This is a genomic window from Amycolatopsis sp. NPDC003865, from assembly GCF_053605345.1.
In genome coordinates this window covers 59,622-79,652 of record NZ_JBSGJA010000008.1, presented here as the reverse complement: position 1 = coordinate 79,652, position 20,031 = coordinate 59,622, and the positions used below count along the sequence as shown (strand labels likewise).

The 20,031-nt window shown below is 72.4% G+C and carries 23 protein-coding genes; 16 read left to right on the top strand and 7 right to left on the bottom strand.

Features of this window, described 5'->3' with window-relative positions; all coding sequences use genetic code 11:
• Positions 1–8 precede the first annotated feature (8 nt).
• From ACWEVP_RS20275 to ACWEVP_RS20260, 4 genes are read left to right on the top strand one after another with little or no spacing between them, the layout of a single operon-like run.
• The gene (locus ACWEVP_RS20275; protein ID WP_452064094.1) at positions 9–653 is read left to right on the top strand and encodes an isochorismatase family protein; all 645 of its coding nucleotides are present in this window, start codon (positions 9–11) and stop codon (positions 651–653) included.
• Positions 650–2,509 (top strand): anthranilate synthase family protein, encoded by a 1,860-nt coding sequence (locus tag ACWEVP_RS20270; RefSeq protein ID WP_452064093.1) that lies wholly within the window; start codon positions 650–652, stop codon positions 2,507–2,509. Before ACWEVP_RS20275 ends, ACWEVP_RS20270 begins: the two co-directional genes overlap by 4 nt.
• Positions 2,506–3,057, top strand: coding sequence for a flavin reductase family protein (locus ACWEVP_RS20265; RefSeq protein ID WP_452064092.1), 552 nt, complete (start codon positions 2,506–2,508; stop codon positions 3,055–3,057). The genes ACWEVP_RS20270 and ACWEVP_RS20265 overlap by 4 nt, the downstream gene beginning before the upstream one ends.
• Positions 3,054–4,571, top strand: coding sequence for a 4-hydroxyphenylacetate 3-hydroxylase family protein (locus tag ACWEVP_RS20260; protein WP_452064091.1), 1,518 nt, complete (start codon positions 3,054–3,056; stop codon positions 4,569–4,571). Before ACWEVP_RS20265 ends, ACWEVP_RS20260 begins: the two co-directional genes overlap by 4 nt.
• A gap of 64 nt (positions 4,572–4,635) precedes the next feature.
• Here ACWEVP_RS20260 and ACWEVP_RS20255 read toward each other — a convergent pair whose 3' ends face one another.
• Positions 4,636–5,298 carry an O-methyltransferase gene (locus ACWEVP_RS20255; protein WP_452064090.1) on the bottom strand — a complete coding sequence of 221 codons (663 nt, stop codon included), beginning with the start codon at positions 5,296–5,298 and terminating at the stop codon, positions 4,636–4,638.
• 206 nt (positions 5,299–5,504) lie between these two features.
• On the opposite strand from ACWEVP_RS20255, the gene ACWEVP_RS20250 reads away from it, so the two are divergent.
• Genes ACWEVP_RS20250 through ACWEVP_RS20230 form a run of 5 tightly spaced genes read left to right on the top strand, consistent with a single transcriptional unit; the run spans position 5,505 to position 10,437 of the window.
• Positions 5,505–6,008, top strand: coding sequence for a VOC family protein (locus tag ACWEVP_RS20250; protein WP_452064089.1), 504 nt, complete (start codon positions 5,505–5,507; stop codon positions 6,006–6,008).
• Entirely contained in the window at positions 6,008–6,922 is a 915-nt protein-coding gene (locus ACWEVP_RS20245; protein WP_452064088.1) for a hypothetical protein, read from the top strand. The genes ACWEVP_RS20250 and ACWEVP_RS20245 overlap by 1 nt, the downstream gene beginning before the upstream one ends.
• Before the next feature lie 3 nt (positions 6,923–6,925).
• Positions 6,926–7,789: an LLM class flavin-dependent oxidoreductase gene (locus ACWEVP_RS20240; RefSeq protein ID WP_452064087.1), complete on the top strand. Its 864-nt coding sequence runs from the start codon at positions 6,926–6,928 to the stop codon at positions 7,787–7,789.
• A 10-nt stretch (positions 7,790–7,799) separates the two neighbouring features.
• Positions 7,800–8,663 (top strand): PhzF family phenazine biosynthesis protein, encoded by an 864-nt coding sequence (locus ACWEVP_RS20235; RefSeq protein WP_452064086.1) that lies wholly within the window; start codon positions 7,800–7,802, stop codon positions 8,661–8,663.
• Between the two features lies 1 nt (position 8,664).
• Entirely contained in the window at positions 8,665–10,437 is a 1,773-nt protein-coding gene (locus ACWEVP_RS20230; RefSeq protein WP_452064085.1) for a gamma-glutamyltransferase family protein, read from the top strand.
• 3 nt (positions 10,438–10,440) lie between these two features.
• Here the strand turns inward: ACWEVP_RS20230 and ACWEVP_RS20225 are convergent, their stop codons facing one another.
• On the bottom strand, positions 10,441–11,100 hold the full coding sequence (locus tag ACWEVP_RS20225; RefSeq protein ID WP_452064084.1) for an SDR family NAD(P)-dependent oxidoreductase: 660 nt from the start codon (positions 11,098–11,100) through the stop codon (positions 10,441–10,443).
• A gap of 100 nt (positions 11,101–11,200) precedes the next feature.
• On the opposite strand from ACWEVP_RS20225, the gene ACWEVP_RS20220 reads away from it, so the two are divergent.
• The 3 genes from ACWEVP_RS20220 (at position 11,201) to ACWEVP_RS20210 (ending at position 13,725) form a co-directional block, all read left to right on the top strand.
• Complete coding sequence (locus ACWEVP_RS20220) at positions 11,201–11,791, top strand: TetR/AcrR family transcriptional regulator (protein WP_452064083.1); 591 nt, start codon at positions 11,201–11,203, stop codon at positions 11,789–11,791.
• Between the two features lie 48 nt (positions 11,792–11,839).
• Positions 11,840–13,330 (top strand): MFS transporter, encoded by a 1,491-nt coding sequence (locus ACWEVP_RS20215; protein WP_452064082.1) that lies wholly within the window; start codon positions 11,840–11,842, stop codon positions 13,328–13,330.
• 68 nt (positions 13,331–13,398) lie between these two features.
• Entirely contained in the window at positions 13,399–13,725 is a 327-nt protein-coding gene (locus tag ACWEVP_RS20210; RefSeq protein WP_452064081.1) for a hypothetical protein, read from the top strand.
• On the opposite strand, the gene ACWEVP_RS20205 is transcribed toward ACWEVP_RS20210, so the two are convergent.
• Both ACWEVP_RS20205 and ACWEVP_RS20200 read right to left on the bottom strand, forming a co-directional pair.
• Positions 13,726–14,577: a helix-turn-helix domain-containing protein gene (locus tag ACWEVP_RS20205; protein ID WP_452064080.1), complete on the bottom strand. Its 852-nt coding sequence runs from the start codon at positions 14,575–14,577 to the stop codon at positions 13,726–13,728. It abuts the gene before it with no gap.
• 58 nt (positions 14,578–14,635) lie between these two features.
• Positions 14,636–15,538 carry a LysR family transcriptional regulator gene (locus tag ACWEVP_RS20200; RefSeq protein WP_452064079.1) on the bottom strand — a complete coding sequence of 301 codons (903 nt, stop codon included), beginning with the start codon at positions 15,536–15,538 and terminating at the stop codon, positions 14,636–14,638.
• Between the two features lie 87 nt (positions 15,539–15,625).
• On the opposite strand from ACWEVP_RS20200, the gene ACWEVP_RS20195 reads away from it, so the two are divergent.
• A complete protein-coding gene (locus tag ACWEVP_RS20195; RefSeq protein ID WP_452064078.1) occupies positions 15,626–16,414 on the top strand; it encodes an SDR family NAD(P)-dependent oxidoreductase in 789 nt (262 codons plus the stop codon).
• On the opposite strand, the gene ACWEVP_RS20190 is transcribed toward ACWEVP_RS20195, so the two are convergent.
• Positions 16,365–17,309 (bottom strand): LysR family transcriptional regulator, encoded by a 945-nt coding sequence (locus tag ACWEVP_RS20190; protein WP_452064077.1) that lies wholly within the window; start codon positions 17,307–17,309, stop codon positions 16,365–16,367. The genes ACWEVP_RS20195 and ACWEVP_RS20190 overlap by 50 nt on opposite strands.
• Positions 17,310–17,428: 119 nt before the next feature.
• Here ACWEVP_RS20190 and ACWEVP_RS20185 point away from each other — a divergent pair, with 119 nt between their 5' ends.
• Genes ACWEVP_RS20185 through ACWEVP_RS20175 form a run of 3 tightly spaced genes read left to right on the top strand, consistent with a single transcriptional unit; the run spans position 17,429 to position 18,784 of the window.
• Positions 17,429–18,136 carry an SDR family NAD(P)-dependent oxidoreductase gene (locus tag ACWEVP_RS20185; protein ID WP_452064076.1) on the top strand — a complete coding sequence of 236 codons (708 nt, stop codon included), beginning with the start codon at positions 17,429–17,431 and terminating at the stop codon, positions 18,134–18,136.
• Between the two features lie 4 nt (positions 18,137–18,140).
• Positions 18,141–18,488: an SgcJ/EcaC family oxidoreductase gene (locus tag ACWEVP_RS20180; RefSeq protein ID WP_452064075.1), complete on the top strand. Its 348-nt coding sequence runs from the start codon at positions 18,141–18,143 to the stop codon at positions 18,486–18,488.
• A gap of 2 nt (positions 18,489–18,490) precedes the next feature.
• Positions 18,491–18,784, top strand: coding sequence for a muconolactone Delta-isomerase family protein (locus tag ACWEVP_RS20175; RefSeq protein WP_452064074.1), 294 nt, complete (start codon positions 18,491–18,493; stop codon positions 18,782–18,784).
• A 40-nt stretch (positions 18,785–18,824) separates the two neighbouring features.
• On the opposite strand, the gene ACWEVP_RS20170 is transcribed toward ACWEVP_RS20175, so the two are convergent.
• Both ACWEVP_RS20170 and ACWEVP_RS20165 read right to left on the bottom strand, forming a co-directional pair.
• Positions 18,825–19,187: an HPF/RaiA family ribosome-associated protein gene (locus ACWEVP_RS20170; protein WP_452064073.1), complete on the bottom strand. Its 363-nt coding sequence runs from the start codon at positions 19,185–19,187 to the stop codon at positions 18,825–18,827.
• A 49-nt stretch (positions 19,188–19,236) separates the two neighbouring features.
• Positions 19,237–20,022 carry a hypothetical protein gene (locus ACWEVP_RS20165; RefSeq protein ID WP_452064072.1) on the bottom strand — a complete coding sequence of 262 codons (786 nt, stop codon included), beginning with the start codon at positions 20,020–20,022 and terminating at the stop codon, positions 19,237–19,239.
• Between the last annotated feature and the right edge of the window lie 9 nt (positions 20,023–20,031).

The window sequence follows — 20,031 nt, the reverse complement described above, 5'->3', positions numbered from 1 at the left end:
GAGGCCTGATGAGCGGCATCACGATCGAACCGTACGACCTGCCCACGACCGTCCCGGCCAGCACCGCGGACTGGCGGCCCCACCCGGGCCGGGCGGCCCTGCTGATCCACGACATGCAGCGCTACTTCGTCGGCTTCTACGCCCAGGACAGCGAGCTGCGGCGCAGGCTGGTCGCCAACATCGTCCGGGTCCGCGAGACCGCGGACCGGCTCGGCATCCCGGTGTACTACACCGCCCAGCCCGGCTCGATGACCCCCGAGGACCGCGGGCTGCTGCACGACATCTGGGGCCCGGGCATGAAGGCCACCCCGGCCGACCGGCAGGTGATCGACGAGCTCACCCCGACCCCGGCGGACCTCGTGCTGACGAAGTGGCGCTACAGCGCGTTCCACCGCACCGACCTGCTCGACCGGTTGCGCGCGGCCGGGCGCGACCAGCTCGTCGTCTGCGGGATCTACGCCCACGTCGGCTGCCTGATCACCGCGGTCGAGGCGTTCACCCACGACATCGAGACGTTCTTCGTCGCGGACGCGGTCGCCGACTTCGGCCCGGCCGAGCACCGGCTGGCCGTCGACTACGCCGCGCGCAACTGCGCGGTCGCCACCACGACGTCGGCGCTGGTCGGGGAGCTGGAAGGCGCGGTGGTCGCGTGAGCCCGCTGCCGATCCGCGCGGGGTCGCCGTACGCGATCCTGCACCGGCCCGGCAGCGGCCGCGGCGACCACGTCGAGGTCGTCTCGGGCCCGGTCCGCACGGCCGAGCGGCTGGCCGACCTGACCCTCGACGACGGGTCGTGGGAAGGCCGCGGCCGGCACACCAAGCTGGTCCTGCTCCCGTACCGCCAGCTCGCCGAGCGCGGCTACGACTGCCCGGACGACCGGGTCCCCCTGCAGGTCATGGACATCGAGTCCCAGGTGACGCTGACCCTCGCCGAGACCCTGGCCGCACTGCCGGACCGGGCGCCGCCGCTGGAGGACCGGGCGTTCGACCTCGGCGACGACGAGTACGCCCGCACGGTCGAACGCATCCTCGACGCCGAGATCGGCGCCGGCGAGGGCGCGAACTTCGTGCTCTCCCGCAGCCTGCGCGGCCGGTTCCCGGGCTTCGACGACGACGTGGCCCGGGCGGTGTTCAAGCGCCTGCTCGGCGCGGAAGCCGGCGCGTACTGGACGTTCCTGGTCTTCACCGGCGAGCGCTACCTGCTGGGCAGCACGCCGGAGCAGCACGTCCGGCTGTTCGACCGCACGGTCACGATGAACCCGATCAGCGGCACCTACCGCTATCCGGAAGGCGGCGCCGACGCCGGCGGGCTCCTGGAGTTCCTCCACGACGAGAAGGAAGCCGACGAGCTCTGCATGGTCGTCGACGAGGAACTGAAGATGATGGCCGAGCTGTGCGACCGCGGCATCCGGGTGTCCGGGCCGCGGCTGCGGCGCATGTCCCGGCTGGCGCACACCGAGTACTCGCTCGAGGGCGAGACCGGCAAGCCGCTGACCGAGGTGCTGCGGCACACGCTGCTCGCGCCGACCGTCACCGGCAGCCCGCTGGTCAACGCCTGCCGGGTGATCCGCCGCTACGAGCCGCAGGGACGCGGCTACTACAGCGGCGTCATCGGGCTCGTCGGCAGCGACGACGACGGCCGCCGCTCGCTGGACTCGGCGATCCTCATCCGCACCGCCGACATCTCGCCCGGCGGCGACGTCCGGCTGGCGGCCGGGTCGACGATCGTGCGCGAGTCCGCGCCGCTGTCCGAAGCCGCCGAGACGACGGCGAAGGTGTCGGCGGTCCTGAAGTCCCTGTCCGGCGAGGCCCGCCAGGCCGTGACCCCGCCGCCGCCGACGTCGTCGGACGAGGTGCGCTCGGCGCTGAAAGCGCGCAACAGCGGGAAGTCACGGTTCTGGCTCGACGGCGTCCGGCCCGGCCGCGGCGCGCGGGTGCGGATCGCGATCGTGGACGCCGAAGACGCGTTCACCGCGATGCTGGCCTACCAGCTGAAGTCGGTGAACTGCGCGGTGACGACCGTGCCGTGGGACGCGCCCGAGCTGCCGGACCACGACCTGGTGCTGCTCGGCCCCGGACCCGGCGACCCCAACGACGTCGAGGGCGCGAAGGTCGGGCGGCTGCGCGCGCTGGCCGCGGAGCTGCTGCGGTCCGGACGTCCCCTGGCCGGGGTCTGCCTGGGCCACCAGGTGCTCTGCGCCGAACTGGGGTTGCCCGTCCAGCGGCTCGCGCGGCCCAACCAGGGGCGCCAGGCGCACGTGACGATCGACGGCGAGCGCCGGGCCGTGGGGTTCTACAACAGCTTCGCCGCGCGCACTCCCGACGACCGCGTCGAAGTGCCCGGCCGCGCGCCCGCCGAGGTCGTCCGCGGCCTCGACGACCAGGTCATCGGCCTGCGGGGACCGCGGCTGGCGACCATCCAGTTCCACGCCGAATCGTTCCTCACCGAGGACGGCCCGGCCATCCTGCGTGATGTCGTCGACCACGCCACCGAAGGAGGAAACCCATGACCACGACCGCCCCGGCGTTCGACCGCGCCCGGCTGAGGACCTTCCTCGGCCACTTCACCACCGGCGTCACCGTCGTCACCTACCGCCGCGGCGAACTGGTGCGCGGCGCGACGGTCAACGCGTTCACGTCCGTGTCACTCGACCCGCCGCTGGTCCTCGTTTCCCTGGACCGGCGCAGCCGCTCGGTCAACCACCTCGGCGACGGCCCGTTCGTCGTCAACATCCTGGCCGAGGACCAGCGCGACGTCGCCCTGCACTTCGCGGGCAAGCCCCTGGCGGAGGACGCCGTGCCCTGGGCCGACCTCGACTCACCGGTACCGCGCCTGGCGGGCACGGTCGGGCACGTCGAATGCACCCCGTGGCGCGCCTACGACGGCGGCGACCACGTGCTGCACGTCGGTGAGGTCACCGGCCTCGACCTGGCGGGCGGACGCCCGCTGCTGTTCTTCGGCGGCGAATTCCCGCGCCTGGCCGAAGCACCCGAAGCACCGCACTGGTCGTGGTCGCTGGACGGCCCGACCCCCCAACGATGGGAGCCAATCAGGTGAGCGAGACGACCACCCGGCCGCTGACCGGGGACGAGTACCTCGAAAGCATCCGCGACGACCGCGAAATCTGGGCCTACGGCGAACGCGTCGACGACGTCACCAAGCACCCGGCGTTCCGCAACACCGCGAGGATGACCGCCCGGCTCTACGACGCGCTGCACGACCCGGAGAAACAGGACGTGCTGACCACACCGACCGACACCGGCAGCGGCGGGTTCACGCACAAGTTCTTCCGCGCCCCCAAGTCCACACCGGACCTCCTGGGTGACCGGGACGCGATCGCCGAATGGGCCCGGATGAGCTACGGCTGGCTCGGCCGCAGCCCGGACTACAAGGCGAGCTTCCTCGCCACCCTGGGCGTCGACCCGGGCTACTACGGCGAGTTCGAGGGCAACGCGCGCCGCTGGTACGCCGAGGCGCAGGAGAAGGTCCTGTTCTGGAACCACGCGATCATCAACCCGCCGGTCGACCGGCACAAGGCGGCCGACGACGTCGGGGACGTGTTCGTGCACGTCGAGGAGGAACGCGACGACGGCCTGGTCGTCAGCGGCGCCAAGGTCGTCGCGACCGGGTCGGCCCTGACCCACGGCAACTTCATCGCCCACTACGGGCTGCCGGTGAAGAAGCGCGAATTCGCGCTGGTGGCGACGCTGCCGATGGACTCGCCGGGGCTGAAGCTGATCTGCCGGCCGTCCTACGCGCTGCAGGCGGACACGATGGGCAGCCCGTTCGACTACCCGCTGTCGAGCCGCCTCGACGAAAACGACACGATCTTCGTGCTCGACAAGGTGAAGATCCCGTGGGAGAACGTCTTCGTCTACGGCGACCAGGCCAAGGCGGCGACCTTCCTGTCCGCGTCCGGGTTCCTGAACCGGTCGACGTTCCACGGCGTGACGCGGCTGGCGGTCAAGCTGGACTTCCTGGCCGGGCTGCTGCTCAAGGGCGTCGACGTCACCGGCACCAAGGACTTCCGCGGCATCCAGACCCGGATCGGCGAGGTCATCGCCTGGCGCAACATGTTCTGGGGCCTGAGCGACGCGATGGCGCTGAACCCGGATCCGTGGAAGGACGGCGCGCTGCTGCCGAAGCTCGACTACGGCATGGCCTACCGCTGGTTCATGACGATCGGCTACCCGCGCGTGCGCGAGATCATCCACCAGGACCTCGGCAGCGCGCTGATCTACCTGAACTCGCACGCGAGCGACTTCCAGAACCCGGAGCTGCGGCCCTACCTGGACAAGTACGTCCGGGGTTCGTCCGGCTACGACGCCGTCGAGCGGGTCAAGCTGATGAAGCTGATCTGGGACTCCGTCGGCACCGAGTTCGCCGGCCGCAACGAGCTCTACGAGCGGAACTTCTCGGGCAACCACGAGAACGTGCGCATCGAGATGCTCACCGCGCAGCAGGCGTCCGGCCAGGTCGACGGCTACAAGGGGTTCGCCGAGCAGTGCCTGGCCGAGTACGACCTCGACGGCTGGACCGCCCCGGACCTGATCAACCCCGACCGGCTCTGACATGTGTCCGGAAGGGACGGAGGGCCTCCCCGCGGTGCGGGAAGGCCCTCCGGTCGTACCGATCTCAGCTCTCGACGAGCATCAGGCAGAACCCGTCGTGGCCGCGGCTGCCGACGGTCTGCACGGTCGTCGCGGTCACGCGCGGTTCGTCGGCCACCAGCCGGTTGAAGCGCCGCACACCCCGAACCGCGGGGTTCGGGCTGCCGGCCTCGACGACGAGCCCGTCGAGCACCACGTTGTCCACGACGATCACGCTGCCCGGCCGGGTCAGCTCCAGCGCCCAGCCGAAGTACTCCGGGATGTTCGCCTTGTCGGCGTCGATGAACACGAAGTCGAACGGCTCACCGCCGGCCAGCTCGGGCAGGGTGTCGAGCGCCTTGCCGACGCGCAGGTCGACCACGTCGGACAGCCCCGCGTTGTCGATGTTCCGCCGGGCCACCTCGGCGAAGGACGGTTCGGCCTCCAGCGTGGTCAGCGTGCCGCCCTCGGGCAGCGCCCTGGCCAGCCAGATCGCGCTGTAGCCACCGAACGTGCCGATCTCGAGGATCCGGCGCGCGCCGTGAGTGCGGGCGAGCAGGTGGAGGAACTTGCCCTGGTTGGGCGCCACCGCGATCTCCGGCAGCCCGGCCTCGGCACTCGCCTTGGCCGCGAGGTCCAGGGCGGCGTCGTGCTCCACCATCAGGGTCGAGGTGTAGGTGTCGATTTTCGTCCACTGGTCTTCGCTCATGTCTTCCGATCGTACTTGAGGATCGCGTCCGGCTTAAGGGAGAATCGAGATTCTTTTGCCGCCAACTTGATTTCCCGGCGGCAATCAATGTAGGCTCGAAGGAGATCGGGAGGTTGATATCACAGCCCTCCCGCCGATCGATCGAAGCCACTCTCGAGGCGCCGTCTGGGAATGTTCGCCCGGCGCCGGAAGAAAGGATGGCGACCATGACCGACCACGCCGTGGCGACCCTCGAGTCGCCCCGCCTCGCCCCGCTGCGCGCGGCGACCTTCCACCACCTCGGGATCCAGACCGCCGACCTGGACAACTGTGTCTCCTGGTACCAGGACTTCTTCGGGTGCAAGGAAAACTGGTCTCTGGAGGAGTTCTCCGAACTGACCACGAGCCGGCTGCCCGGCATCGTCAAGCTCGTCGAACTGCGCGCCGGCGGCACCCGGTTCCACCTCTTCGAGCGCGCCGGCGAGGGAGCCGGGGCGCCCGATCCCGGCGACGCGCAGTTCCAGCACGTCTGCATGGAGGTCGGCTCGCCCGCGGAAATGCGCGCGTGGCAGCGCCACTGGATCAAATTGTACGAATCCGGCCGGTACCATTTCACCCGCGACGAGCCGGCGACGGAGATCGTCACCGACGCCGACGGTGTGCAGAGTTTCTACGCGTTCGACGTGAACGGCCTGGAATACGAATTCACCTGGATTCCGGAGGCCGCCTGATGACCGTCCCCGTGCTCACCGAGGTCCCCGTGCGCGAGGGGTGGGACTTCGGCGACTTCCCCTACGGTCTCGAACCGCTGACCATCCCGGACGCGGGTACCGAACCCGGCGGCGACGGCCCCTGCTCCCGGTTCGCGGGCCTGTGCACGCACTTGGAGCACATGTCCCGCGGCGGCGTGCCCGGCACCCTCGAGCCCGTCGAATCGTCCGACCGGCTCTACTGGTTCCGCTGGATCACCGGCCACCAGGTCACGTTCGTGCTGTGGCAGCTGGTCGCCCGCGAACTGGCGCTGGCCGAGCGCGGCGAGCGCGACCGTGAAGCGGCACTGGCCTCGGCGGCCCTGTTCACCCGCGGCTTCAGCGCGATGCTGCTCTACACCAGCTCGACGCCGATCGACGTCTACCACGAGGTCATCCGGCCGAGCATGTTCCTGCAGCACCGGGGGTTCAGCGGTACCTGGGCGCCGGACTTCGCGCCGGTCCGCGACCTCTACCGCGGCAAGGGCCTGCCGGACGACGACTCGCCCGGGGTCGCGGCGCTGCGCGAAGAAGTCGGCTTCTACCAACGGGTCCACGGCGGGATCGCGGCGAAACTGGTGCCCAGCGGCCGCTCGCTGCTGCAGGACGCGTCCGGCGCGGCCGAGCCGACCCACCCGGACGTGCTGAGCGTCGTCTACGACAACTACTTCATGACGCTGCGGGCGCCCACATCGCTGGCCGACGTCGTGGCCCAGCTGCTGCGCCGGCTCAACGCCGTGGCGCTGGACGTGTCCCAGAACGGCGTCGATTCCGTGTCCGATGCCGAGGACCCGCCGAAGGAGCTGACCAGTCCCGAGGTCCGCGCCTGCGAGGCCGGGTTCGTCGGCCTGCTCGCCGACGTCGCCGCGTGCGCCGCCGGATCGCCGGCGGACTGAGCCGTGCGCCACGGCATCGTCCTGCTGCCCGAGCAGCGCTGGTCCGCCGCGCGGGACCGCTGGCGCCGCGCCGAAGAGCTCGGGTTCGACCACGCCTGGACCTACGACCACCTGATGTGGCGCTGGCTGCGCGACGAAACCTGGTTCGGCTGCCTGCCGACGCTGACCGCCGCGGCGGGCGTGACGTCGAAGATGCGGCTCGGTTCCCTCGTCGCGACGCCGACGTTCCGCCACCCGGTGCCGTTCGCCAAGGAGCTGATGACGCTCGACGACATCTCCGATGGCCGGCTGATCTGCGGCGTCGGCTCCGGGGCCGGGGGCTACGACGAGAGCGTCTTCGGTGCCGCGCCCGGTGGTAGCCGCTCCGCGCGGTTCGCGGAGTTCCTCGAGCTGACGGAACTCCTGCTGCGGCAACCGCTCACGTCGTACGAAGGCCAGTACTACCGGTGTGCGGACGCGCGGATGGAACCGGGCTGCCTGCAGCGGCCGCGGGTGCCGCTGGCGGTCGCGGCGACCGGCCCGAAGGCGATGGGCCTGGCCGCGCGGTACGGCGAAACGTGGCTCACCGCGGGCGCGCCGGGCCGGTTCGACGCCCGCCGCTGGGACCAGGTCGTGCCGGAGCTGAAGGACCAGCTCCGGGCGTTCGAGGACGCCTGCGCCGCGGCCGGGCGGGATCCGGCGCCGGCCGGGAAGCTGCTGGTGACCGGCGCGACCGTCGGGGGCGTGCTGGACTCCGCGCAGTCCTTCCGGGACGCCTCGGGCACCTTCGGCGACCTCGGCTTCACCGACCTGGTCGTGCACTGGCCGCGCGAGACCGAGCCGTATCAGGGGGACGAGCGCGTGCTCGACGAACTGGACCTGGCCTGAAAGGAGCAGCATGCCCGCGTACGAGATCGTCAACATGTTCGCCGACCACGTCTACGCCGGCAGCGCGCTCGGCGTCGTCCCGCGGGCCGGCGACCTCGACACCGCGGGCATGCAGGCGCTGGCCCGCGAGATCAACCACACCGAGACGGCGTTCGTCCTGCCGCCCACCGGCACGGGCGCCCACTACCGCGTGCGGGTCTTCACCCCCGAGGCGGAATCGCCGTTCGGCGGGCACTCCAGCGTCGGCACGGCGGTGACGCTCGCGAGGCTCGGCCTGGTGCCCGCCGGGCGGGTCGTGCAGGAGTGCGGGCCGAAGCGGCTGCCCCTGGACGTGACCGCCGAAGCGGGCAAGATCACCGCGAACGACCCCCTGGAGAGCGAGCCGCTCGACCCGGGGACCCTGCTCGGCGCCGTCGGCTTGCCCGCCCCCGCAGCCGACGGCGCCCGCCCCGCCGCGTGCGGCTTCGGCCCCGCGTTCCACTTCCTGCCCGTGCGCGCGGACGCCGTCGCGGCCGCGGAACCGGACTTCGCGGCCATGGCCGCCGCCGAACTCGCCGACGTTCTGGTGTTCGGCTGGGACGCGGTGACGCGCACCGCGCACGGCCGCCTGTTCGCGCCCGGCTACGGCATGCCGGAGGACCCGGCGTGCGCCTCGGCCGCGCTCGGCCTCGGCGTCTGGCTCGTCGAGGCGGGGTGGCTCGCCGGCGACGGCGTGCACGACTTCACGCTGCACCAGGGCCGCGAGCAGGGCCGTCCGTCCACCATGTACTGCTCGGTCCGGGTCGACGGCGCCCGGCCGGTGTCCGCGTCGGTCTCCGGGGCCGTGCTGCCGGCCGGCACCGGAGAGCTGGCCGACCCGGAGAAGGGAAGCTGACGTGCTCGACCGACCCGAACTGCTCGGCACCCGCGGAGCCGTGTCCTCCACGCACTGGCTGGCTTCGGCCGCCGGTGCCGCGATGTTCGACCTCGGTGGCAACGCCTTCGACGCGGCCGTCGCGACCGCGCTGGTCGTCCAGGTCGTCGAACCGCACCTCAACGGCCCGGGCGGGGACGTCCCGATCCTCGTCCACGACGGCGAGACCGGGAACGTGGAGGTCATCTGCGGCCAGGGCCCGATGCCGGAAGCCGCGACACCCCAGGCGTTCCACGACCGCGGCGTCGACGCGATCCCCGGCTCGGGCCTGCTGCCGGCCGTCGTGCCCGGCGCGTTCGGCGCGTGGCTGCGGCTGCTGCGCGACCGCGGCCGGCTCGACCTCGGTACCGTGCTGGCCCCGGCGATCGCGTACGCCGAAGACGGCTTTCCGCTGCTGCCCAAGGCCGCCGACATGATCGAGGTTCTCGCACCGCTGTTCCGCGAGGAGTGGACCGCCTCCGGCGAGGTCTACCTGCCGGACGGCCGGCCGCCCAAGCCGGGGTCCCGGCTGCGCAACCGGCCACTGGCCGCGACCTACCGGCGGATCCTCGCCGAGGCCGAAGCCGCCCCGGGCGGGCGCGAGAACCGGATCGACGCCGCCGTCGCGGTGTTCTACCAGGGGTTCGTCGCCGAGGCGATCGACAAGTACCTGGCCACGGCCGAACCCCTCGACTGCACGGGCCGCCGCAACGGCGGCCTGCTCACCGGCCACGACCTGGCGTCCTGGCGGCCGACGATCGAGCCGGCGCTGACCGCGGACTACCGCGGCCACACCGTGCACAAGGCGGGCCCGTGGTCGCAGGGCCCGGTGTTCCTGCAGCAGCTGGGCCTGCTCGAAGGCTTCGACCTGGCGGCGATGGACCACGGCGGCGCCGAGCACCTGCACACGGTCGTCGAATGCGCGAAGCTCGCCTTCGCCGACCGGGAAGCCTTCTACGGCGACCCGGCGCACACCGACGTCCCGCTCGGCCGGCTGCTCGACCCGGAGTACGCCGCGGCCCGCCGTGAACTGGTGGGGGAGCGGGCCTGCGGTTCCCTGCGCCCGGGTCCGGGCGGCTGGTTCCCGGAGCCGCCGCTGCCCGCCCCGGCCGACCCGGACTGGCGCCGCCAGCTCGCCGACGGGATCCCGGCGGTGGTGAAGCTGACCGCGGCCAAGGGCGACACGTGCTGCATCAGCGCGGCGGACCGCGACGGCAACATGGTCGTCGCGACGCCGAGCGGCGGCTGGCTGAAGAGCTCGCCGCTCATCCCGGGCCTCGGCTTCCCGCTCGGCACCCGCGGCCAGATGGCCCTGCTGCAGGAAGGGCACCCGAACACGGTCGCACCGGGCAAGCGCCCGCGCACGACGTTGAGCCCGACGCTGGTGACGCGCGAAGGCCGCCCGCACCTGGCGTTCGGCACCCCGGGCGGCGACCAGCAGGACCAGTGGACGCTGAACTTCTTCGTCAGCCACGTCGACGGCGGCCTGCGCCCGCAGGCGGCGATCGAGCAGCGGGCGTTCCACACCGACCAGGTCCCGTCGTCGTTCGCGCCGCGCTGCGCCCGGCCGAACCGCCTGGTAGTCGAGGCCGGGTGCCCGGCCGAAGTGGTCGCCGAGCTGCGCGAGCGGGGCCACGACGTCGTGCGGGCGGCGGAGAAGTCCCTGGGCAAGGTCTGCGCGACGGGCTTCGCCGACGGGTTCGTCCTGGCCGCCGCGAGTCCCCGGGGGCAGCAGGCGTACGCCGTCGCCCGCTGAGGGCTACCACGGCACGGGCTCGCCGTGGCGGTCCAGGAACCGCAGGCCGGGCTTGCCCGCCTCGGCTTCGAGCACGTCGACGACCGCCGGCACGGTCTCCTCGGGGGCCAGCGGCGCGTCGGGCCCGCCGAGGCGCGTCCGGTTGTGGCCCGGGTCGATGAGCAGCTTGGTCCGCCCGTCCCCGGCGGTCCGGGTCGCGTAGCTGCGCATCAGCTGGTTGAGCGCGGCTTTGCTGGCCTTGTACAGCTCGTAGCCGTACTCGGTGTTGAGCGAGACGCTGCCCTGCTCGGACGACATGACGGCGATGGTTCCCCCGGCGTCGACCAGCTCGCCCAGTGCTTCGACCGTCCGCAGTGGACTCAGCGCGTTGGTGACCATCACCTCGGTGAAGACGTCCGTGGGGACGTCGCCGATGGGCGTGTTCCCGCGGTCGATCGCGGCGTTGACGAAGAGCAGGTCGAGCCGGCGCCCGGCCAGGCGCTCGCGTAAGGCGGCGAGCTGGTCGGCGCTCGTCATCTCCAGGGATTCGATCTCGAGCCGGTCGTCGGGGCGGTCGCCGCGGGTCGTCGCGATGACGTGCCAGCCGCGGCTCGTCAGCTCACGGGCGAGGACGAGCCCGAGGCCGCGGGAGGCGCCGACGACGAGCGCTTGCTTGGGTGACACGGGTACTCCTTCGGGGTGGTGTGCTCGCGAGGCTAGACGCGACGTTGCGTCTAGACAAGACGCGGCGTCCGGTCAGCGGTGGCCGGGTAGGGTGACGCGCATGCCCGACAGCCCCCGCCCGCGCTCCGGCAACAAGCGCGACGAAACCGCGCGCCTGGCCGTGCTCCACGCGGCGGACGACCTGCTCGTGGAACACGGCTACGCCGCGCTGACCGTCGAGGCGATCGCGCGCCGCGCCGGCGTCGCCAAGCAGACGATCTACCGCTGGTGGCCGTCGAAGGGGGAAATCCTCCTCGACACCCTCATCGAGGACAGCGCCAGGTGCTTCCCGGTGCCGTCCGGGAAACCGACGGCCGAAGCCATCCGCGGCTACCTCCGGGCGTTCGCGCGGTTCCTGACCGGCAACCCGGCGGGCCGGGTCCTGCTGGCGCTGCTGGCCCAGGCGCAGCACGACCCGGTCACGGCCGAGAGCTTCCGGGAGCGTTACCTGGATCCGCGGCGCGAGCTGGAGCGCGCGCTCCTCACCCGTGCGATCGAGGCGGGCGAGATCGCACCGAAGCTGGGTCCGGACGCGGCGCTCGACGCGTTGGTCGGGCCGCTGGTGTACGCCGCGCTCACCGGTGCGGCGGTGCCGCGAGGCATGGTGAACACGCTCGTCGAGGACGTGCTCAAGCCGTCGTCCGCGAACTGAGACCGCCGGCCGCCCCGCGTCTCGGTTGCCGCACGTAGCGTCGGGTGCATGCGGGCGGAGCTCGAAACCACCGGCGACAGCGCGCTGTCCACCGGTCGCCGCGCGTGGACGGTCGGCGTGATGTGCACGGCGGTCGGCCTGGTGATCGCCATGGTGACGATCGTCAACGCGGCGCTGCCCGCGCTCGCCGCCGACACCGGCGCCAGCCAGGCGGAACAGACGTGGATCGTCGACGTCTACACGCTCGTGCTGGCCGCGCTCGTGCTGCCGGCCGGCGCGCTCGGGGACCGGTACGGACGCCGCGGCGTGCTCGTCGCCGGCCTGCTCGTGTTCGCCGTCGGCTGCGCCGCGCCCGTCTTCCTCGACACCTCGACCTGGCTGATCGTGGCCCGGGCGGTCACCGGGTTCGGTGCCGCGATGATCATGCCGGCCACGCTGTCGATCATCACCGCGAGCTTCCCGGCCGGCCGCCGCGGGCGGGCCATCGGGATCTGGGCCGCGGTCGCCGGCGTCGGCGGGCTCGGCGGCCTGGTCCTGGCCGGGGTGCTGCTGCGGCACTTCTCGTGGCATTCGGTGTTCCTCGGGCCGGCGGCACTGTCGGTGGTCCTGGTGGCCGCGAGCCTGACCGTGCCGACGTCCCGCGACCGCGCCCCGCACGCCTTCGACGCCGGCGGCGCGGTGCTGAGCGCGTCCGCGATCGGGGCCGTCGTGTTCGGCATCCTGCGCGTCGCCGACCTCGGCTGGGGCCACGGCGTGGTCCTCGGGTCGATCGCGGGCGGGCTGGTGCTGGGCGCGCTCTTCGTCGGTTTCGAGCTGCGGCGCACGTCCCCGTTGCTGGACGTCCGGCTGTTCGGCAACGCGGCTTTCGCGGCCGGCTCGGTTTCGGTGACCGTCCAGTTCACCGCGGCGTTCGGGATGTTCTACGCGCTGGCGCAGTACTTGCAGCTGGTGCAGGGGTATTCGGCGCTGAAGTCGGGGCTGGCGCTGTGGCCGGTCGCGGTGTCGCTCTTCCCGCTGTCGCTGGCTTCGGCGCCGCTGGTGCGCCGGTTCGGGCTGCGGGTGGTGACGTGCGCCGGGCTCGCGGTGATCGTCGCCGGCATGGTCCTCATCGGACAGCTGGACGCCGGAAGCGGTTACCCCGCCTTGGCGATCGCGGTGTGCGTGCTGGGCGCGGGCATCGGGGTGACGGCCCCGGCGGCGACGAGCGCGATCCTCGACAGCGTCCCGCCGTCGGAGTACGGCGTGGCGTCGGCGGTGAACGACGCGACGCGCGAAGTCGGTGCGGCACTGGGGATCGCGCTCGTGGGCAGCGTCCTTTCGGCCGCCTACCGGGATTCGGTGGGCCCGGCGACGGCTGCGCTGCCGCCGGCGGCACGGGAAGCCGCGGAGGGCTCGCTGGCGGGCGCGCTCGCGGTGGACGCGCACCTGGCGCCGGCCGCACGCGCGGCTTTCGCGCACGGCATGGGGATCAGCATGCTGGCGCTGGCGGCCGTGGTGGTGGCGGGCATCGTCGCGACGGCGCTGCTGGTGCGCCGGTGACCGGTGTATCTGGTGGCGGCCGGCGGTCCCTTTGTCTTCAGGAAACCGACGATTCTCCTGGAGGGGACATGCCGGAACTGCACATCAAGACGCTGAAGTGCGTGAAGAAGGACGACCTGGTCGGCAAGGACGAGATCCTCGTGCAGCTGAACGGCGTCACGGTCTCGGGCCCGCACAAGCTGGGCAAGGGCGACACCGTCACGCTGAACACGCTGCGCGGCTTCACGACCTCGACGAAGGTGACGCTGGTCGACCAGGACGGGGGCAAGGACGACGCCCTCGGCACGGTGACGATCACGGACACGCAGGCGGGAATCGGCACGCTGACGGCGTTCTTCAACGCGTTGGCGGGCGCCGACTACCACATGACGTACGACGTGCACGCCGACAAGTGATCACCCGGTGACGGGCTCGGCGGTCCACGAAGCCAGGATCCGCAATCCATCGCGGGCCGCCGAGCCGGGTTCCGCCGTCAGGACCATCAACCGCTGCCCGCTGCCGTCCGGGCTTTCCCACATGTCGCAGTCCAGCGTGAGCTCGCCGACCACCGGGTGGCGGTAGTGCTTGAGGCCGTAGCCCTGGCTCGTCACGTGGTGGGCCGCCCACCACGTCCGGAACTCCGGGTGGTGCACCGCCAGCTCGCCGACGAGCTCCGCCAGTTCCGGCGCGTCCGGGTCCCGCGCGGCTTCCAGGCGCAGGGCCGCCACCGCCGTGCGGGCCGCTTCGGCCCAGTCCGCGTGCAGCGCGCGCACCAGCGGGTCGGCGAAGAGCAGGTACACGTAGTTGCGGCGGTTCGCGGGGTAGCGCGCGAAGTCGGTGAACAACGCGGCGGCCGAGTCGTTCCACGCGACGATGTCCAGGCGGCGGCCGAGCACCATCGCGGGCGTCTCCGCGAGCTGGTCGAGGAGCCGTTTCATGGCCGGGCGCAGCTTCTCGCCCGCCCGGCGCCGCGGCCGGCGGAAGGGCTTGCCCGCCAGTTCGTACACATAGGACTGCTGGTCGTCGTCGAGCCGCAGCGCGCGGGCGAGGGTGGCGAGGACCGAAGCCGACGCCTGCACCCGCCCCTGTTCCAGCCGCGTCAGGTAGTCGACGCTGATCGCGGCGAGCTGCGCGACCTCTTCGCGGCGGAGCCCGGCCACGCGCCGCGGCGAGGGGGGTTCCGGCAGGCCGACGTCGCGCGGGTTCAGCTGCGCCCGGCGCGCCTTGAGGAAGTCGCCGAGCTCCTTCGGCTGTCCGGTGGGCTCCATGCGTCCGATTGTCCCCCGCGGCGAGCGGCCGTGGGTGGGCAGGTTTCGTCCCCCGGTGTCAGCCGCGCAGCTCGGCGGCCTGCTCCCGGAGCGCCTCGACGACCGCCGTGGCGCCCGCCGAGCGGCCGGGCCGGGTGACCACCACCGCACTCCGCCCGCGCCACGCCGGGTCCTCGACCGGCACCACCACGACCCCGGCCGGCACCGACTTCGCCGCGACGCCCGGCAGCAGCGCGATCCCCAGCCCGGCCGCCACCAGGCCCAGGCGGGTCGTCCAGCTGCCGGCCGCCGGACCGACGCGGGGCTCGGCGAGCGTCGGCCACGCGCCGAACTGGGGCTCGCCCCGGCCGCCGCGGCCGACGATCCACGTCTCTTCGCGCAGGTCCGCGACGCCGGCGCGCCGGTGGCGGGCGAGCCGGTGCCCGGCCGGGACCGCGACGCGCAGGTCGTCCTCGATCAGCACGTCCTGGTGCAGGCCCGCGAGGTCGTAGCCCGGCAGCCCCTCGCCGACGCCGATCACCACCACCTCGGTGCGGCCGCCGCGCAGCCGGGCGAGCAGCGCCGGGGTCGCTCCTTCGTCGAGGGTGACGACCAGCCCGGGGTGCCGGGTGCGCAGGACGGCCAGCGCCCGGGGGAGCAGGACCGCGGCCGCGGCCGGGAACGCGCCGACCGACAGCCGGCCGGCCAGCCGGTCGCGCAGGCCGGCCAGCTCCTGCTCCGCGGTGTCGACGACCGCGAGCGCGGTGGCGGCGTGGCGGGCCAGCGACGCGCCGGCCGGCGTCGGGCGCACGCCGCGCGCGTGCCGCTCGAACAGCGCCGTGCCCGCGGCCGCCTCCATCATCGCCACCTGCCGCGAGATCGCGGACTGCGTGAAGCCCAGCGCCGCGGCCGCCGCCGTGAACGAGCCGGTCGCCGCGACCTCGCGGACCACGCGCAGGCCGGCCAGCGTCACTTCGCTCATGCCGTCAGCCTAGCCATGAGTAGCTCGCATGGCTTCCATGAGAAGACATCGCTGGTGCTCATGGGCCGGAAAGCTCAGCATGGAACCATGATCTGGTTCATCACAGGAGCTTCGAAGGGCTTCGGCCGCCACTGGACCGAGGCCGCCCTCGAGCGCGGCGACCGGGTCGCCGCCACCGCGCGCACCCCCGAGCAGCTCGGCGACCTCGTCGAGGAGTTCGGCGACGCGGTCCTCCCGCTCCGCCTCGACGTCACCGATCGCGCCGCCGCGTTCGCCACCGTCCGCCGGGCCGCCGACCACTTCGGGGGGCTCGACGTCGTCGTCAACAACGCCGGCTACGGGCACTTCGGCCGCGTCGAGGAACTCACCGAGGACGAGGTCCGCGCGCAGCTGGAGACGAACTTCTTCGGCGCGCTCTGGGTCACCCAGGCGGCGCTGCCGATCCTGCGCGCGCAGCGCCGCGGCCACATCATCCAGGTCACCAGCGAAGGCGGTGTGGTCGCGTTCCCCGGCATCGGCGCCTACCACGCGTCGAAGTGGGCGCTGGAGGGCCTTTCCCAGTCGCTGGCGCAAGAAGTCGCGGAGTTCGGCGTCCACGTCACCAACCTGGAGCCCGGGCCCTACGCCACCGAGTGGCTGGAAGTCGGCTCGCGCCGCAGCACGCCGAACCCGGACTACCCGGCCGCCGGCGAGGGGAACTGGGACGTCGGCGACCCGCACGCGACCCGGGCGGCGATCCTCGACCTCGTCGACGCCGCCGACCCGCCGCTGCGGATGTTCCTCGGCAAGTCCCTCGCCGCGGTCACCGACGAGTACCGGGCCCGGCTCAAGACGTGGAACGACTGGCAGGACGTGGCGGTGCGGGCGTTCGGCTGAGCGCCGCGTGCGGGTCGTCCGCGGGCAGCCACCCGAGGTCCGGCGCGCCGACGTCCCGGGTGAGCGCCGCGATGGTCGCGCGGACCGGCGCGCGGGTCTCGTCCCGGCGGGACACCAGCGACCACGTCCAGAACGGCGCCGGCCCGGTCACCGCCCGGCGCGCGAGGTCCGGCGGCACCGGCGCGGTCTGGCCCTTGGGGGAGTTGAGCACCGGGCGCCGCAGCCGCCGGACGTGGTCGAAGAACGCCGGGCCGGTGACGCCGCCGTCGTGGATGCGCACGACGTGCGCACCGGTGGCCGCCGCGAACTCCTCGGCGTAGTCGTTCCACGACGCCCAGCTCGCGGTGTCGGCGTCGACGAGCACGACGACGTCTTTCGCGGCGACGTCGGCGGCGCCGGTGCCGATCGCGTGGAGGCGGTCGGCGCCGAGCAGGTGCGCCTCGAGGTCGTGCTCGGCCAGGTCGGCGGCCCGCGCCCAGCAGATCGCCAGGTCGATGCTCCGGTCGGCGACCCGGCGCAGCTGGGCGTGCGAAGGCAGCACCCACGTGTCGACGTGCAGGTGCGCGACGCCCGCGACGCGGTCGAGCAGGTCGGCGGGCCGCCAGTTGACGTAGCCCAGCCGCACCGGCTCGCGCGCGGCGATCCCGGCCGCCGAGCGCCGCAGCTCGTCGGCCTGCTCCAACAGCGCGCGGACCCGCGGCAGCAGCGACTCGCCGCATTCGGTGAGGGTGACCGAGCGGCGGTCGCGGTCGAACAGCCGCACGCCGAGGTCGCGTTCGAGGGCCTTGATCTGCTGGGACAGCGAAGGCCCGGCGATGTGCAGCCGCTCCGCGGCCCGGCCGAAGTTCAGTTCCGTGGCGACGGCCACGAAGTACCGAAGCTGGCGTAGCTCCATACCGGGAGCTTAGTGCGGTGGGAGGTCCGGCCTCCCAGCTGAGAGCGGACCGGTCGTGGCGAACCCGGGTGAGCGGGCACATCCTCGGCTGAGGAAGCACCACTCACCAGGAGGTTTTCATGAGCACCCAGAAGGTCGCGGTCGTCACCGGCGCCTCGCAGGGCATCGGCGCGGCCGTGGTCGAGGCGTACCGGAAGCTCGGCTACGCCGTGGTCGCGAACTCGCGGTCCATCACCCCGTCGGGCGACGCCGGCATCCTCGCCGTCCCGGGCGACATCGCCGACCCGGCGGTCGGCGCCCGCGTGATCGAGCAGGCGCTGGCGACGTTCGGCCGCGTCGACACGCTGGTGAACAACGCCGGTGTCTTCGTCGCGAAGCCGTTCACCGACTACACCGACGCCGACTTCGACCTCGTGACCGGCGTGAACCTGCGCGGCTTCTTCGAGGTCACGAAGCGCGCGATCGCCGCGATGCTCGAAGTCGGCGGCGGGCACGTCGTCAACGTCACGACCAGCCTGACCGACCACGCCAACAGCGCGGTGCCCTCGGCGCTGGCGTCGCTGACCAAGGGCGGGCTGAACGCGGTCACGAAGTCCCTGGCGATCGAGTACGCCACGCGCGGCGTGCGCGTGAACGCCGTGTCGCCGGGCATCATCCGCACCCCGATGCACCCGGCGTCGACGCACGAAGCGCTCGCGGGCCTGCACCCGGTCGGGCGCATCGGCGACCCGGGCGACATCGTCGACGCGGTCGTCTACCTGGAGGGCGCGCCGTTCGTGACGGGCGAGATCCTGCACGTCGACGGTGGCCAGAGCGCGGGACACTGACGGCATGGACATCCTCGAAGGAGTGCTGAAGGCCTGGAAGTCGGCGGTCGACGCGCACGAGCCGGCCCGGGTCGCCGAGCTGTTCACCGAAGACGCGATCTTCCAGGGCCTGCACCCGTACAGCGTGGGCCGCGACGGCGTGGCCGCGTACTACGACTCGCAGCCGCTCGGCATGACGGCGGACTACCGGGTCGTGGAGTCCCGGCGGCTCGCGGAGGACGTGGTCCTCGGGTACGCGGCGGTCGACTTCGGCTTCACGGACCGCCCGGCGCTGCCGGTCCACCTGAGCGTGGTCCTCCGGCGCGCGGATGACGCGTGGCTGATCGCGCACTACCAGGTCTCGAGGTTGTGACCGTGGAATTCCTCGTCGACATGCGGACCACGGTCCCCCCGGGAACCCCGGACGAAGAGGTGGCGGACACGCGCCGCCGCGAGGCGGCGCGGAGCCGGGAACTGGCGGCGCAGGGGCACATCCTGCGGTTGTGGAAGCCCCCGGAAGGCCCGGGGGAGTGGCACACGATCGGGTTGTTCGCGGCCACGGACGAGGCAACGCTGCAGGCGGTGCTCGAGTCGATGCCGCTGCACCCGTGGATGGCGGTGACGGTGACGCCGCTGAAGCCGCACCCGAGCGACCCGGCCGGCCGGTGAGCGCGCCGCCCACCGGCCCCGGCCGGCGGGCGGCGCTCGATCAGCTCTGCGGTGCGTCTTCGGGAGCGGGCATGTGCCGGATGCTGTCGCTGCCCTTGTGGTCGTGGGCGCGGGCGTACCGGGAATCCAGCAGCCGCCCCAGTTTGTGCGCCGCGCCCGTGCAGGCATCGTCCACAGTGGTCGCGTGGTGGGTGACCGCGACGGGCTGCTTGCCGCCCGGTCGCGCTTCGATCACGCACTTCTTGTCTTCGGGCTTGCTGCCGCCGTCCTCGCTGAGGTGCACCTCCACCCGGGTCAGCCATCCACCGAACCGGGAGAGGCTGTTCTCCAGTTCGGTGGTCACGTAGGTGGCCAGTCCTTCGCCACCGTGGATGTTGTGGCCGGTGTTGACCTGGATCTGCACGAGCACCCTCCAAGAGCGGGGACAGCGATGAATCCGGTCAGTACCACGGTCACGGCCGGTTCAAACCTGGGATGCGCCGGGTTTCGACGAGCCTGGTGTCGTAGTGGGCACCGTCCACCACGGTGGTCTCGACCAGTGCTTCGAAGTGCTTCATCCGCTTGAGCCTGCGGAGGAACTTCCGGTCGCCGAGCTTCCCGGCCGCGGCCTCCGTACCGTGTTCGAAGCACCCCGCCACGATGACGAGTTCCGACGTATCCGGTGCGAGGGGGTTCGGCGTCCGGATGATCACGGCGTGGTCGCTGACCGGGTAGCCCGACTCGTCGTACTGCGGGGCGAGCACCCGGCCGGCTCTCAGGTCGTGGATCACGGCTGCCTCGTGCTCCGGATCATCGGCGAAATCGAAGGAGATCGTTCCGCGCAGCTTCGCCAGCATCGTTCTCGTCACGGCATTCGCCACCGGTCCGCCGATCAGGACGAGGTCCGAACTCAGCTCACGCGGTGACAATTGCTTCGACTCCGCGAGCCTCCCGGCGAAGCCGAGCTTGCGCAGCTGTGCTTCGATCTCCACAAGGGCCCCGATGTCGCCCATGCCCACCACGCCGGCTCTGGCCCACCGACGCTGCGATCCGAAGTCGTGCGCTCCCAGGACGATGAGCGGGTGACGGCCACCCAGCGCCCGCCAGAACCTGCGTGCGCGAAACAGCTTGAGGCGCCGTCTCGCGGTGGTCGCCGACCAGACCAGCGCACCGCCGATCGCGGCCGCGATCAGGTTGCTGGAAATGTCGGGGAAGGCTTGGACCAGCCACGCGCCGACGTTTCCGACAGCCAGGCTCATCGGCAGACA

What these genes read in the sequence shown, in the direction of transcription:
- ACWEVP_RS20275 (WP_452064094.1), top strand. Translation starts at nt 9, where the DNA reads ATGAGCGGCATCACGATCGAACCGTACGACCTGCCCACGACCGTCCCG.
- ACWEVP_RS20265 (WP_452064092.1), top strand. Translation starts at nt 2,506, where the DNA reads ATGACCACGACCGCCCCGGCGTTCGACCGCGCCCGGCTGAGGACCTTC.
- ACWEVP_RS20255 (WP_452064090.1), bottom strand. Translation starts at nt 5,298, where the DNA reads ATGAGCGAAGACCAGTGGACGAAAATCGACACCTACACCTCGACCCTG.
- ACWEVP_RS20250 (WP_452064089.1), top strand. Translation starts at nt 5,505, where the DNA reads ATGACCGACCACGCCGTGGCGACCCTCGAGTCGCCCCGCCTCGCCCCG.
- ACWEVP_RS20245 (WP_452064088.1), top strand. Translation starts at nt 6,008, where the DNA reads ATGACCGTCCCCGTGCTCACCGAGGTCCCCGTGCGCGAGGGGTGGGAC.
- ACWEVP_RS20235 (WP_452064086.1), top strand. Translation starts at nt 7,800, where the DNA reads ATGCCCGCGTACGAGATCGTCAACATGTTCGCCGACCACGTCTACGCC.
- ACWEVP_RS20220 (WP_452064083.1), top strand. Translation starts at nt 11,201, where the DNA reads ATGCCCGACAGCCCCCGCCCGCGCTCCGGCAACAAGCGCGACGAAACC.
- ACWEVP_RS20215 (WP_452064082.1), top strand. Translation starts at nt 11,840, where the DNA reads ATGCGGGCGGAGCTCGAAACCACCGGCGACAGCGCGCTGTCCACCGGT.
- ACWEVP_RS20210 (WP_452064081.1), top strand. Translation starts at nt 13,399, where the DNA reads ATGCCGGAACTGCACATCAAGACGCTGAAGTGCGTGAAGAAGGACGAC.
- ACWEVP_RS20205 (WP_452064080.1), bottom strand. Translation starts at nt 14,577, where the DNA reads ATGGAGCCCACCGGACAGCCGAAGGAGCTCGGCGACTTCCTCAAGGCG.
- ACWEVP_RS20200 (WP_452064079.1), bottom strand. Translation starts at nt 15,538, where the DNA reads ATGAGCGAAGTGACGCTGGCCGGCCTGCGCGTGGTCCGCGAGGTCGCG.
- ACWEVP_RS20195 (WP_452064078.1), top strand. Translation starts at nt 15,626, where the DNA reads ATGATCTGGTTCATCACAGGAGCTTCGAAGGGCTTCGGCCGCCACTGG.
- ACWEVP_RS20190 (WP_452064077.1), bottom strand. Translation starts at nt 17,309, where the DNA reads ATGGAGCTACGCCAGCTTCGGTACTTCGTGGCCGTCGCCACGGAACTG.
- ACWEVP_RS20185 (WP_452064076.1), top strand. Translation starts at nt 17,429, where the DNA reads ATGAGCACCCAGAAGGTCGCGGTCGTCACCGGCGCCTCGCAGGGCATC.
- ACWEVP_RS20180 (WP_452064075.1), top strand. Translation starts at nt 18,141, where the DNA reads ATGGACATCCTCGAAGGAGTGCTGAAGGCCTGGAAGTCGGCGGTCGAC.
- ACWEVP_RS20165 (WP_452064072.1), bottom strand. Translation starts at nt 20,022, where the DNA reads ATGAGCCTGGCTGTCGGAAACGTCGGCGCGTGGCTGGTCCAAGCCTTC.